The sequence below is a fragment of the Pseudomonas svalbardensis genome, from assembly GCF_030053115.1.
Lineage (GTDB): Bacteria > Pseudomonadota > Gammaproteobacteria > Pseudomonadales > Pseudomonadaceae > Aquipseudomonas > Aquipseudomonas svalbardensis.
Genome location: NZ_CP125619.1, coordinates 1524043 through 1536252 on the forward strand (window position 1 = coordinate 1524043; position 12210 = coordinate 1536252).

12 protein-coding genes are annotated in these 12210 nt (G+C 61.0%); 6 read left to right on the top strand and 6 right to left on the bottom strand.

The window, feature by feature from the left end; translation table 11 throughout:
* Window position 1: 1 nt before the first annotated feature.
* Genes QFX16_RS06800 through QFX16_RS06810 form a run of 3 tightly spaced genes read right to left on the bottom strand, consistent with a single transcriptional unit; the run spans window position 2 to window position 2563 of the window.
* Window positions 2-1051 carry an alkene reductase gene (locus QFX16_RS06800; RefSeq protein WP_283183315.1) on the bottom strand — a complete coding sequence of 350 codons (1050 nt, stop codon included), beginning with the start codon at window positions 1049-1051 and terminating at the stop codon, window positions 2-4.
* Between the two features lie 21 nt (window positions 1052-1072).
* Entirely contained in the window at window positions 1073-2239 is a 1167-nt protein-coding gene (locus QFX16_RS06805; protein ID WP_283183316.1) for an MFS transporter, read from the bottom strand.
* Window positions 2240-2242: 3 nt separating this feature from the next.
* Window positions 2243-2563, bottom strand: a complete 321-nt coding sequence (locus tag QFX16_RS06810; RefSeq protein WP_129441841.1) for an ArsR/SmtB family transcription factor — start codon at window positions 2561-2563, stop codon at window positions 2243-2245.
* A gap of 155 nt (window positions 2564-2718) precedes the next feature.
* Here QFX16_RS06810 and QFX16_RS06815 point away from each other — a divergent pair, with 155 nt between their 5' ends.
* A complete protein-coding gene (locus tag QFX16_RS06815) occupies window positions 2719-3297 on the top strand; it encodes an acyl carrier protein phosphodiesterase (RefSeq protein WP_283183317.1) in 579 nt (192 codons plus the stop codon).
* Window positions 3298-3423: 126 nt separating this feature from the next.
* Here QFX16_RS06815 and QFX16_RS06820 read toward each other — a convergent pair whose 3' ends face one another.
* Together QFX16_RS06820 and olsB are read right to left on the bottom strand one after the other, a co-directional pair.
* The gene (locus tag QFX16_RS06820; protein ID WP_283183318.1) at window positions 3424-4215 is read right to left on the bottom strand and encodes a lysophospholipid acyltransferase family protein; all 792 of its coding nucleotides are present in this window, start codon (window positions 4213-4215) and stop codon (window positions 3424-3426) included.
* A complete protein-coding gene (gene olsB, locus QFX16_RS06825; RefSeq protein WP_283183319.1) occupies window positions 4215-4970 on the bottom strand; it encodes an L-ornithine N(alpha)-acyltransferase in 756 nt (251 codons plus the stop codon). The genes QFX16_RS06820 and olsB overlap by 1 nt, the downstream gene beginning before the upstream one ends.
* 154 nt (window positions 4971-5124) lie before the next feature.
* Here olsB and QFX16_RS06830 point away from each other — a divergent pair, with 154 nt between their 5' ends.
* The 5 genes from QFX16_RS06830 to QFX16_RS06850 all read left to right on the top strand — a co-directional run bounded on the left by QFX16_RS06830 (window position 5125) and on the right by QFX16_RS06850 (window position 9563).
* Window positions 5125-6012 carry an acyl-CoA dehydrogenase middle domain-containing protein gene (locus tag QFX16_RS06830; protein WP_283183320.1) on the top strand — a complete coding sequence of 296 codons (888 nt, stop codon included), beginning with the start codon at window positions 5125-5127 and terminating at the stop codon, window positions 6010-6012.
* A gap of 156 nt (window positions 6013-6168) precedes the next feature.
* Window positions 6169-7263 carry a serine hydrolase domain-containing protein gene (locus QFX16_RS06835; RefSeq protein WP_283183321.1) on the top strand — a complete coding sequence of 365 codons (1095 nt, stop codon included), beginning with the start codon at window positions 6169-6171 and terminating at the stop codon, window positions 7261-7263.
* The gene (locus QFX16_RS06840; RefSeq protein WP_283183322.1) at window positions 7260-7589 is read left to right on the top strand and encodes an amidase; all 330 of its coding nucleotides are present in this window, start codon (window positions 7260-7262) and stop codon (window positions 7587-7589) included. The genes QFX16_RS06835 and QFX16_RS06840 overlap by 4 nt, the downstream gene beginning before the upstream one ends.
* A 224-nt stretch (window positions 7590-7813) precedes the next feature.
* Window positions 7814-8404, top strand: coding sequence for a YceI family protein (locus QFX16_RS06845; protein ID WP_283183323.1), 591 nt, complete (start codon window positions 7814-7816; stop codon window positions 8402-8404).
* A 1-nt stretch (window position 8405) separates the two neighbouring features.
* Window positions 8406-9563, top strand: coding sequence for a phospholipase D-like domain-containing protein (locus QFX16_RS06850; RefSeq protein WP_283183324.1), 1158 nt, complete (start codon window positions 8406-8408; stop codon window positions 9561-9563).
* Between the two features lie 141 nt (window positions 9564-9704).
* Here the strand turns inward: QFX16_RS06850 and bglX are convergent, their stop codons facing one another.
* Window positions 9705-11996 (bottom strand): beta-glucosidase BglX, encoded by a 2292-nt coding sequence (gene bglX / locus QFX16_RS06855; protein ID WP_283183325.1) that lies wholly within the window; start codon window positions 11994-11996, stop codon window positions 9705-9707.
* Window positions 11997-12210 lie beyond the last annotated feature (214 nt).

The window sequence follows — 12210 nt, forward strand, 5'->3', positions numbered from 1 at the left end:
CTTACAACACCGGGTAGTCGATGTAGCCAACCGCGCCCTTGGAATAAAACAGCTCAGGACGTGGCTCGTTCAGCGGCGCATCGGCCTTCAAACGTGCCGGCAGGTCCGGGTTGGCAATGAACGGCACGCCGAAGGCCACCGCATCGGCCTTGCCGCTGGCGAGCCAGGCGTTGGCGCTGTCTTTGGTGAAGCGTTCGTTGACGATGTACGGGCCGCCGAACGCTTCTTTCAATTGTGGACCCAGGCTGTCGCCTTCTTCTTTCTCGCGGGAGCAGATGAACGCGATGCCACGTTTGCCTAGTTCGCGAGCGACGTAAGTGAAGGTCTCGGACAGGTTGTCGTCGCCCATGTCATGGAGATCGGCACGGGGTGACAGGTGCACACCTACACGGCCCGCGCCCCAGACTTCGATCGCGGCATCGGTCACTTCCAACAACAGGCGCGCACGATTTTCCACGGAACCGCCGTAGTTGTCGGTGCGCTGGTTGGTGCTGCTTTGCAGGAACTGGTCGAGCAGGTAACCGTTGGCGCCGTGGATTTCCACACCGTCAAAACCGGCCGCCTTGGCGTTCTCGGCACCGACGCGGTAGGCGTCGACGATGTCGGCGATTTCAGCGGTTTCCAGGGCGCGTGGGGTTGGGAAGTCGGCCAGTGGGCGAACCAGGCTGACATGACCTTTTGGCTGAATGGCGCTTGGTGCGACCGGCGCTTCACCGCCCAGGTACGACCCGTGGGAAATACGGCCGACGTGCCACAGTTGCAGGAAAATCTTGCCGCCCGCGCCGTGAATAGCCTTGGTCACGTTGGCCCAGCCACGCACTTGATCGTTGGACCAGATACCCGGGGTGTCCGGGTAGCCGACGCCCATCGGCGTGACCGACGTGGCCTCGCTGAGGATCAGGCCGGCCGAGGCGCGTTGTACGTAGTACTCGGCCATCAGCGCGTTTGGTACGCGGCCTTCGTCGGCGCGGCAGCGGGTCAGCGGCGCCATGATGATGCGGTTGGCCAACTCAAGGTCGCCCAGTTTGATCGGATCGAAAATAGTCGTCATGAAATAGCTCTCTTGTAGAGATCAGTGGGTAGCAGGGGCCAGTTCGGGATTGCCGCTCTGACGGAAAGTAATCAGGGTCACCAGCAGGGCGAGTAGCGCCAGTGCGGCTGCCGCGAGAGGAACGCTGGTCAAGCCGAAACCGTGGGCGATGACGCTGCCACCGACCCAGGCACCCAGTGCGTTGCCGATGTTGAAAGCGCCGATGTTCAGGGTCGACACCAGGTTCGGTGCGGCCTTGCCGTAGGTCACGACGTTCACTTGCAGGGCCGGCACGGCGGCAAAGCACGCGGTGGCCCAGAGGAACAGGGTGATTTCGGTAGGAATCAGCGCAACGCTGGTCCAAGTCATTACGGTCGAGATCACGGCCATCGAGATAAAGACGCCGATCAACGTTGCGGCCATGCCTTTGTCAGCCAGCTTGCCGCCGATGATGTTGCCCACCGTCAGGCCCAGCCCGATGAGCATCAGGGTCCAGGTCACGCCTTTGGGCGAGACGCCAGTGACATCGCCGAGCAGCGGGGCGACGTAGGTGAACAGGGTGAAGACCGAAGCAGCGAACAACGCGGTCATGCTCAACGACAGCCAGATCCCGGCGCCTTTGAGGGCGCGCAGTTCGGCGCGCATGTCGAGTTTCTCTTCATCACGCTTGGCCGGAAGGAAGCGGATCAGGCCGATCAACGCGATCACACCCATCACGGTCACCGCCCAGAAGGTCGAACGCCAGCCGGCTTGCTGACCGAGCGCGGTGCCCAGCGGAACGCCGAGCACGTTGGCCAGGGTCAGGCCGGTGAACATCAGGGCCACGGCCGAAGCGCGTTTGTTCGCAGGCACCAGACCTGCCGCCACCACCGAGCCGATGCCGAAGAACGCACCGTGGCAGAGGGCGGTCACCACACGGGCAAACATCAGCACGTTGTAGTCGGTAGCCATTGCGCAGAGCAGGTTGCCAATGATGAAGATGCCCATCAACGCTACCAGTGCGGCCTTGCGCGGCAATCGAGAGGTCGCCAGTGCCATGAATGGCGCACCGATGGCCACGCCCAGGGCGTAACCGGTCACCAGCCAGCCGGCGCCGGGGATCGATACACCGAGGTCCGCTGCCACATCGGGCAACAAGCCCATGATGACGAACTCGGTGGTGCCGATGGCGAAGGCGCTCAAGGCCAGAATGAGTAGCGAGAGGGGCATTGTTTAATTCCTAGTCGGAGCGCTGAGCTCCTTGACGATGGCATCGAGGAACGCCTGAATCACGTCCTCGTTGCGTTTGAAAAAGTGCCATTGACCGGCTTTCTGGCTGCTGATCAGTCCCGCACGTTGCAAGTTCGCCAAATGGGCGGACACGGTCGACTGCGACAGGCCGCAGCGTTGATCGATCTGTCCGGCGCAAATGCCGTACTCGTGGTTGTGGATCTGTTCCGGGAACTGGGCTTTGGGATCTTTCAGCCAGATGAGGATGTCTCGGCGTACTGGGTGTGCCAGGGCTTTTATTATTTCGTCGAGGTCGATGGTCATGGTTTGGGCTCGTGATGAGTAAAACGCTATATCGCGATGAGGCGAACTTTAAATCGGTACTTCGCGATATACCAATATGATTTTGGTCTGGCGACCGAGTAATTCGGTATATCGAGTTATAACGATATGTGGGGCGTAGTGCTAAGCTGCGCGGCATGAACTATCTCGCACATCTGCACCTCGGTGGCCAGCGCCCCGGTCAATTGCTCGGCAGTCTGTATGGCGATTTCGTCAAAGGGCGGCTGCAAGGGCAGTTCGATCCGGAGATCGAAGCGGCCATCCAGCTGCATCGCAGCATCGATGTCTTTACCGACCGCCATCCGTTGGTGGACGTCTCGTTGTCACGGTTTTCCATCACCCGCCGGCGTTACGCCGGGATTGTGCTCGACGTGTTTTTCGACCATTGCCTGGCGCGTGACTGGACGCTGTACGCCGACCAGCCACTGGAGCAATTCACTTCGGGCGTGTACCGGGTGCTGTCCGCCGAGGCGCAATTGCCGGAACGTCTGGCGCAGATCGCGCCGCACATGGTGGCCAATGACTGGTTGGGTTCTTATCGGGAGTTCGCGGTGCTTGAGCAGGTGCTGCGGGGGATTTCGCGGCGGTTGACGCGGCCGGAGGAACTGGCCGCAGCGATGCAGGAGTTGCGGGTGTTGTATGAGCCGTTGAGTGATGACTTCCGGTTGTTCTATCCGCAGCTTCAGCAGTTTGCCCAAAACTATCCAACGACATAAACCTATTGTGGGAGCGAGCCTGCTCGCGAAAGCGGCTTAACATTCAACGAAGATGCTGAATGGCATACCGCTTTCGCGAGCAGGCTCGCTCCCACAGGGGATTTTTGTTCCTTCAGTAGATAGGTGTCAGGCCGCAATGGCGGGTCGCATTGGGACTTGCTGTGTTTCCGGAATCGCCCCAAACAACGCCTTCTGCACCGCCTGCTGCGCCTCAAACGCCAGTGCCGCACGCTCGCGGCCTTCACACGCGATCGGCTTGAGCAAATGAATCTCCACCTCCCCCCGATCATTGGCAAACAAGCGCATCAAGTGCGAGAGCAAATCATCATCGCCAATGAACGGCGCCAGTGAATCGAGCTTTCCGTCGCGCAGATAACGAATCGCCACCGGCTGCAACTTCACGTCGGAGTCGATCGCCGCAGACAGCAATCGACCGTGGAAAGTGCGCAGCGAGCGGCCATCGGTGGTGGTGCCTTCCGGGAACATCAGCAGCGGATGTTCCTGCTCCAGATGACGGGTCATCTGTTTGCGGATCAACTGGCTGTCGCCTGACCCGCGACGAATGAACAAACTGCCAGCCTTGGCCGCCAACCAGCCCGCCACCGGCCAGGTGCGCACTTCGGCCTTTGACAGGAACGACAGCGGCGTGAGCATGCCCAGCAGTGGAATGTCGGTCCAGGACACATGGTTGCTGACCCAGAGCATCGGCGCCTTCGGCAATTCACCCTGCACGGTCACGCGAAAGGGCAGGGCATTGCTCAGGCGCGCCATGAAAAATCGCGACCAGCGCTGGCGACGGACCATCGAATGAGCAATCCCCAAACGTTCGAACAACCCAAACACACTGGCCATGCTCAAACCCAGCGCCACCACCACCAACACTCGCGCAATCCGCGCGTACACCCGTAACTGACTCATCACACGGCCGCCTTGAAGTGCTTGGCATAACGCGGGCAGAGTTCGTCGCGCTTGAGCAGAATGAACACGTCGGCGACCTGGAAGTCTTCATCCCAGCACGGCTCGCCACAGATTTTCGCGCCGAGGCGCATGTAGGCCTTGAGCAACGGTGGCATTTCGGCGATGACGTTGGACGGAATAGCGAGGCTCGGCAGCGGTTTTTTCGGTTCTGCCCGCAGGTGTTCTGTGCACAGGTAGCGTTCGCGCAGGCGCTGCATGATCGCGTGGGCCTGGATGCCGCCGTCCTGCATCGGGATGCTCGCGCAACCCATCAAATAGCTGTAGCCGCCCTGGTTCAGCACTTCGGCCAGTTCGCCCCAGAGTACGGCGATGGTCCCGCCGTTGCGGTAGGCCGGGTCGACGCAAGTGCGGCCGATTTCCAGGATCGGGCCTTTCAGATGGACCAGGCCATGCAGGCTGAATTCTTCTTCGCTGTAGAACTTGCCCAGGCTGCTGGCGGCCGTGTGGTCGAGCAAACGGGTGGTCGCCACCAGACGCCCGGTGTTCAAGTCACGCACGCCGATGTGGGCGCAGTGAACATCATAGTCATCCATGTCCAGACCCAGCTCCGCGCCTTTCAGCTTGGCGTTGAATTCGCCGCTGAACACGTTGAAGCGCAGGGCCTGGGCTTCCTGCAAGGCCTCGGCGCCCACCAGGCGTTCGGCTTGCAGGCGGCGTTCATTGCCGGTGTCGCTGATGCGGGCGATCTGAGTCATTGCGAATCTCCATACGGGCCGGTCACCCGTCTTGGGTTGCAGCCGATCGACTTTCTTTATGCAGCCGTGTTGTGCAAAGTCAGGCTATGTAGCCCCGGTGTCATCGCCATGAAGCTTTGGTGATGCTTATATGACAGCCTTTGAGGAGCCTCTTATGCCCTGGCAAAACCTGCTGCGCCGCCGCGATCGTCTGCCCGCCAACCCGGACCTGGGCGAGGGGTTCGCGACCTTGTTGCACCAGTTGGGCAACGTCACGCCGTTCGAACTGGCGGTGGCCGGCGGGCGTTTGATGTCGACGCCGGGGCTGGCGTTTCTGGTGGGCTATCAAGCGGCGTTGCGCATGCTTTGGCCGAGCGCGCCGCTGAGCCTTGGCGCCTTGTGCGCGACCGAACAGCGCAGCTTGCGGGTGGCGGATATGCAGACTCGTCTGCACGATTTGCGTCTGAGCGGGCGCAAGGATTTTGTCACCGCAGGCGATGCCGCCGATTGGCTGCTGATTGCGGCCCGCAGTGAAGCTCCCGACGAAAAACCGCGCCTGAGTCTGGCGGTGGTTTATCCCGATGAACCGGGCGTGCGTCTGGAGAAACTGCCGGCGATCCCGTTGATGCCAGACATCAGCCATGGTCGGCTGTTTCTCGATAACGCTCAGTGCGAGCTGTTGGCGGGGGATGGCTGGGATGCTTACATCAAACCGTTTCGCACCCTTGAAGACATTTACGTTCTGAGCGCCATGACCGCCTGGCTGTACGGCATCGGTCAGGACAGCGACTGGCCGCAAGCCTTGCAACTGCGTTTGCTGGCGCTGCTGGCCGGGTGTGCGGAAGTCAGCCGGCAGGCGCCGAATAATCCGTCCGGGCATGTGTTACTCGGTGGCTTGTTTGCGCAGTTCGATGGGCTCAAGGCTGAGGTGGCTCAGGCACTGGCCGATGGTCCGCAGCAATGGGCGGCGATGTGGCAGCGCGATCAGGGCGTGATGGGTTTGGCGGCGGGTGCGCGGGGGAAGCGGTTGGCAAAGGCACTCGCGGGATCTTCGCAGGGTTGACCGGCCCCTTCGCGAGCAAGCCCGCTCCCACAGGGGAATGCATTTCAAATGTGGGCGTGAGCCTGCTCGCGAAGGCGTCCTCAAGAACAATGCAAACTCAAAAACTGTCATCAAGCTCGACTAGGCTCAGCAGGTTCATCCTTCCGAGCCCCCACCATGTTCAAAGGCGTGTCCCTGACTTTCGGGCTGTTGTTCAGCCTCACGGCTCACGCCGAATACTGGCCTGCCGAGCAATGGTCGACCGCCCCGACAGTCACCGGGCCGGCGCTTCAAGCCCTGGAGACTTACGCCTTCCCACCCCGTGATGAGGCCACCCGAAAAGGCATCCGCACTGACGCCTTGCTGGTGATCCGCGACGGCCAGTTGATCTACGAACGCTACGCCGATCCGACCACCGCCGACACCCCACACCTGACCTGGTCCATCAGCAAAAGCCTGATGGCCGCGGTCCTCGGCGTGGCCTATGGCGAAGGTCTGTTCAAGCTCCAGGACCCGGTGCAGAAATTTTATCCACCGCTGGAAAAGCACCCGACGATGACCATGGCCGACCTGCTGCACTGGGCCTCGGGACTGGACTGGCAGGAAGACTATGAATACGCGCCATTGAAATCCTCGGTGGTCGCGATGCTCTACACCCGTGGTCACCCGGACATGGCCGCGTTCACCGCCGATCACGCTGAATACGCCAAACCCGGTGAGGCATTCCGTTATTCCAGTGGCGACAGCAATCTATTGTCCGCCGCGCTGAAAAACATCGTCGGCCCGACCCGCTATCCGGATTATCCATGGACTGCGCTGTTCGAGCCTTTGGGGATTCGCCACGCCGTCTGGGAAAGCGATGCCACGGGAACCTTCGTCGCTTCGTCCTATGCCTACCTAACCGCCCGGGACCTCGCGCGAGTTGGTCTGCTGATGGCACGCGACGGCCGCTGGGGCGAGCGGCAATTGCTGCCCAAGGACTGGGTCACTTTCAACCGCGAACCGTTCGCCCATTATCAAGTCAATCAAGACGACGCCGTGCCCGGCGGCCATTGGTGGCTTAACCGCGCGGTGGAAGGTGCGGCAAAACCCTGGCCCGATGCACCTGCCGACACCTTCGCCGCGCTGGGTCATTGGGGCCAGGCGATGTACGTGATTCCCAGCGAAAACCAGGTGATCGTGCGCTACGGCGATGACCGCGACGGCAGCTACCGGCACAACGAGTTGCTCAAACTCGCGCTCAAGGCATTTGCCGCGAAGGTGCAGCCATGAACCGCCGCAGCCTTGTTCGTCGCCGACCGTTCAGCACGTTGTTGTTGATCCTGCTGATCGCCTTGCTCGGCTGGATCTGGAAGGAGCGCGTGGCGTTGTGGGCATTCCCGGACATCCTCAGTGCCTACACCGCCAAGGAATATTGTTCGTGCCGTTACGTGATGAATTACCCGGCCGAGTACTGCCACGACTATGTGAAACAGTGGTTGCCGAGCAGTGGCTTTACCGATGAACCCGCCGGCAAGCGCGTCACCGTCAGCGGCATGGGCCGCAGCAATAGCGCCACCTGGGGCGGCGAGCGCCAGGGTTGCCGCCTGAATCCCTGAACACCACTGTCCTTGTAGCAGCTGGCGAAGCCTGCGTTCGGCTGCGAAGCAGTCGTGAAATCAGGCGCTGCGGTTTTACAGGGAGACCGAGGTGGCTGGATTGGCGACTGCTTCGTCCGAACGCGGCCCGAACCGAACGCAGCCTTCGGCAGCTGCTACACAAGTTTGCAATTGGCTCACGGGCGGTTAAGGTTCGTGCAGGTTTATCTGCCCCACGAGTCTCTATGTTCAACCGCTTCCTCTGCAAAACCCTCGCCTTCCTGCTGTTGGCCAGCGCCACGTTGTCGGTCCACGCCGATTGGTATCTGGATGGCGAGTCCTCGCGTTTGTCGTTCGTCAGCACAAAAAACGTCAACATTTCAGAAGTGCAACGCTTTCTGGTGCTGCACGGCAAGGTCGATCCCAAGGGGCTGGCTCAGGTCGAAGTCGAGCTGGACTCGGTCAACAGCGGCATTCCGTTGCGCGATGAACGCATGCGCAAGGACCTGTTTGAAATCCAGACCTTCCCCGAAGCGCTGATTACCGCGCAGATCGATCTGCGGCCGATCAACGACCTCGCGCCCGGCGCGCAACTTGAATTGCGCCTGCCGCTGACCGTCAACCTCCATGGTAAACAACACGAATACAACGCTGAACTGCTGGCAACCCGTCTCGATGACCGGCGCTTCCAGGTGGTGACACTCGAGCCGTTGGTGATCAACGCTGCGGATTTCGACTTTACCCCCGGCCTGGAAAGTTTGCGCAAGGTCGCCGGTTTGTCGGCCATCAGTTTGTCGGTGCCGGTGAGTGCGGTACTGATTTTCACGGCGCGCTGACATGGCCGGCGCGATTTTCCCCTGGCGTGAAGGCAACCGTTTTGAACTGTTGATCGACGGTCCGCAGTTTTTTCCACGGATGTTGGTCGCGATTGCCCGCGCCGAAGAGCAGGTCGAGCTGGAGCTGTACCTGGTGGAGGCGGGTGCCTGTGCCGAGGCGATGGTTCAGGCGTTGGTCCAGGCCGCAGAACGTGGCGTGCGCGTGCGCTGCCTGTTCGATGATTACGGCAGCCTCGCGTTCACCCTGGCTTTGCGTCAGCGTTTGATGGCAGCGGGCGTGGAGCTGCGCTTTTACAATCGCCTGAGCTGGCGGCGCTGGGTGGGCAACTTCTACCGCGATCACCGCAAGCTGTTGCTGGTCGATCAGAGCAAGGCCGTGGTGGGTGGCACCGGGGTGACCGATGAGTTCTGGACGCCGGGCGAAGACACCAGCGAATGGCACGAAGTGATGGTGGAAATCACCGGCCCCTTGGTCATCGACTGGCAGTTGCTGTTCGACCGCCAATGGATCGCCAACCGGCATCGGCGCGCCTGGAAACCCGCTTCGCATTTCGGCTTGCCGCGTCTGCCACGCGTGCCGTCCATGGGCGAGGGCATGGGTCGGGTCGCCTATGCCGACGCCCGCCAGCACCGGGACATCCTGCAATCGTTGACTCGCGCGTTGAACAGCGGCCAGCAGCGGATCTGGCTGGCGACGCCGTATTTCCTGCCGACCTGGAAAGTCCGCCGCTCACTGCGCCGGGCTGCCGCCCGAGGTGTCGATGTGCGCCTGCTGCTGACCGGGCCACGCACCGATCACCCGTCGGTGCGCTACGCCGGGCATCGCTACTACCCGCGATTGCTCAAGGCCGGGGTGACGATCTTCGAATACCAGCCGTGTTTCCTGCACCTGAAAATGGTCCTGGTCGACGACTGGGTGAGCATCGGCTCGTGCAATTTCGATCACTGGAATTTGCGCTTCAACCTGGAAGCCAACCTTGAGGCGCTGGACCCGGGGCTGACGCGGGCGGTGGCGGCGAGTTTCGAGAGGGACTTTGCGCAGAGCCAGGAAGTCAGTCTGGAGGCATGGCAACGCCGGCCGCTGTGGCGGCGGGTGAAGCAGAGGATTTGGGGATGGGTGGATCGGCTGGTGGTGAATCTGCTGGATCGACGGGGCTGAGCCCAATCTCCGCAACACCCTAATCTACTGTGGGAGCGAGCCTGCTCGCGATGGCGGCATAACATTCTACAAAGATGCTGAGTGTTATGGCCTCATCGCGAGCAGGCTCGCTCCCACAGTTTTATTGCGGTGTGCCAGGGGTTACAGCAGTTCAAAGCTCTGCTGCGTCACGTCCTGTGAATCCAGACCGATCTCCACGTTGAACTTGCCCGGCTCGGCAGCGAACTTGAGCTGGGTGTTGTAGAACTTCAGGTCATCCTCGGTGATGGTGAAGCGCACGACTTTCTGTTCGCCGGCCTTGAGCATGACTTTCTGGAAGTTCTTCAGTTCCTTGATCGGGCGGATCATCGAGCCGGTCACGTCCTGGATGTACAACTGCACCACGGTTTCGCCGTCACGCTTGCCGGTGTTTTTCACCATGACGCTGGCGTCGAGCTTGCCGGTTTTGTTCAACGTGGTCGACGACAGCGCCATGTCGCTCAGGCTGAAATCGGTGTAGCTCAGGCCGAAACCAAACGGGAACAGCGGCCCGGTGGTGTCATCGAAATACTGCGAGGTGTAGTTGCCCGGTTTGCCCGGCGTGAACGGCCGGCCAATGCTCAGGTGGTTGTAGTAGGTCGGAATCTGGCCTACCGAGCGCGGGAAGGTGATCGGCAATTTGCCCGACGGGTTGTAGTCGCCGAACAGTACGTCGGCGATGGCGTTGCCGCCTTCGGTGCCGCTGAACCAGGTTTCCAGAATCGCGTCAGCCTGTTCCTTCTCTTCGAGAATCGACAGCGGACGGCCGTTCATTAACACCAGCACCAGCGGTTTGCCGGTGGCTTTCAGCGCCTTGATCAAATCGCGCTGGTTGGCCGGGATGTTCAGGTCGGTGCGGCTCGACGATTCGTGGGACATGCCACGGGACTCGCCCACCGCTGCCACCACCACATCGGCATCCTTGGCGGCTTTCACGGCTTCGTCGATCAGCACTTGGGCCGAACGCGGATCGTCCACCACTTCAGGTGCGTCGAAGTTGAGGAAGTTCAGGTAATCCAGAACTTTCTTGTCGCTGGTGATGTTGGCGCCTCGAGCGTAGATCAGCGTCGATTGCGCGCCCAGTGCAGTGGTCATGCCGTCGAACAGAGTCACCGATTGCGCGGGTTTACCCGCGGCGGCCCAGCTACCCATCATGTCGATCGGTGCCTTGGCCAGCGGACCGACCAATGCGATTTTCGCGGTTTTCTTCAGCGGCAGGGTTTCGCCCTGGTTCTTCAGCAACACCATGCTGCGGCGCGCGACGTCACGGGCCTCGGTGCGGTGCATCCGGCTCTCGGCGTACGTGTCGGCCGGATCATCTTCAGCCTTGCCGATGCGCAGGTACGGGTCCTTGAACAGGCCCATATCGTACTTGGCGGCGAGCACTTCACGCACCGCGTTGTCGATGTCGCTTTGCTGGATTTCACCCGCCTTCAACAGCCCCGGCAGCTCTTTGCCATAGAGGGTGTCGTTCATGCTCATGTCGATGCCAGCCTTGATCGCCAGCTTCGCGGCTTCGCGACCGTCACGGGCGACGCCGTGTTTGATCAGCTCGAAAATCGCCCCGTGGTCGCTGACGGCCAGGCCTTTGAAACCCCATTGCTTGCGCAACAGGTCGTTCATCAGCCAAGTGTTGGCGGTGGCCGGGACGCCGTTGATCGAGTTCAGCGCGACCATTACCCCGCCAGCACCGGCGTCGATAGCCGCACGGTAGGGTGGCAGGTAGTCCTGGAACATCTTGACCGGGCTCATGTCGACGACGTTGTAGTCGCGACCGCCTTCGACCGCGCCGTACAGGGCAAAGTGCTTGACGCTGGCCATGATGCTGTCGGCCGCGTTCGCGCCCGTGCCCTGGAAGGCTTTGACCATCACGCCGGCGATGCGCGACACCAGATACGTGTCTTCACCGAAGCCTTCGGAAGTCCTGCCCCAGCGCGGGTCACGGGAGATGTCGACCATTGGCGCGAAGGTGATGTCCAGGCTGTCAGCCGCGGCTTCCTTGGCGGCGATGCGCCCGGACAGGCCGATGGCGTCCATGTCCCAGCTCGAAGCCAGGGCTATCGGGATCGGGAAAATGGTGCGGTGGCCGTGGATCACGTCATAGGCGAAGAACATCGGGATCTTCAGCCGGCTGCGCACGGCCGCGTCCTGCATCGGACGGTTTTCCGGGCGGGTGATCGAGTTGAACGTGCCACCGATGTTGCCGGCAGCGATTTCCTTGCGGATCGTCTCCCGAGGCATTTCCGGGCCGATGCTGATAAGGCGCAACTGGCCGATCTTTTCATCGAGGGTCATCTGCTTCATCAGGTTGCTGATGAAAGCGTCCTTGTTTTCCAGAGGTGCGGGCGTCGTGGCGGCCAATACGGTATGACTGGCCAGGCTGACGAACAGGCCCAGCAAACACAGCTTCTTCATGAATAGTTTTCTCAAAAGCCTAAACGGCAGTGAATACGCGCCGGTCAGCCAAAATTTAGGGAGCGACTATTGTTGTTCAGGTAAATGCAGCACACTTCTGCGTGTTTTCGCGCTGGGGCATCTTTTAGCCCATTGGCGCGATGCAATCCAGTGGCGGCGGCAGATTATGCCCGAAGAGCCGGGTTCAAAGTTCGAAGGTTGTTTTTCAACGGAA

Bases quoted from the DNA above. Each gene is read 5' to 3' on its own strand.
- QFX16_RS06800 (WP_283183315.1), bottom strand. From the start codon at position 1,051: ATGACGACTATTTTCGATCCGATCAAACTGGGCGACCTTGAGTTGGCC.
- QFX16_RS06805 (WP_283183316.1), bottom strand. From the start codon at position 2,239: ATGCCCCTCTCGCTACTCATTCTGGCCTTGAGCGCCTTCGCCATCGGC.
- QFX16_RS06810 (WP_129441841.1), bottom strand. From the start codon at position 2,563: ATGACCATCGACCTCGACGAAATAATAAAAGCCCTGGCACACCCAGTA.
- QFX16_RS06815 (WP_283183317.1), top strand. From the start codon at position 2,719: ATGAACTATCTCGCACATCTGCACCTCGGTGGCCAGCGCCCCGGTCAA.
- QFX16_RS06820 (WP_283183318.1), bottom strand. From the start codon at position 4,215: ATGAGTCAGTTACGGGTGTACGCGCGGATTGCGCGAGTGTTGGTGGTG.
- olsB (WP_283183319.1), bottom strand. From the start codon at position 4,970: ATGACTCAGATCGCCCGCATCAGCGACACCGGCAATGAACGCCGCCTG.
- QFX16_RS06830 (WP_283183320.1), top strand. From the start codon at position 5,125: ATGCCCTGGCAAAACCTGCTGCGCCGCCGCGATCGTCTGCCCGCCAAC.
- QFX16_RS06835 (WP_283183321.1), top strand. From the start codon at position 6,169: ATGTTCAAAGGCGTGTCCCTGACTTTCGGGCTGTTGTTCAGCCTCACG.
- QFX16_RS06840 (WP_283183322.1), top strand. From the start codon at position 7,260: ATGAACCGCCGCAGCCTTGTTCGTCGCCGACCGTTCAGCACGTTGTTG.
- QFX16_RS06845 (WP_283183323.1), top strand. From the start codon at position 7,814: ATGTTCAACCGCTTCCTCTGCAAAACCCTCGCCTTCCTGCTGTTGGCC.
- QFX16_RS06850 (WP_283183324.1), top strand. From the start codon at position 8,406: ATGGCCGGCGCGATTTTCCCCTGGCGTGAAGGCAACCGTTTTGAACTG.
- bglX (WP_283183325.1), bottom strand. From the start codon at position 11,996: ATGAAGAAGCTGTGTTTGCTGGGCCTGTTCGTCAGCCTGGCCAGTCAT.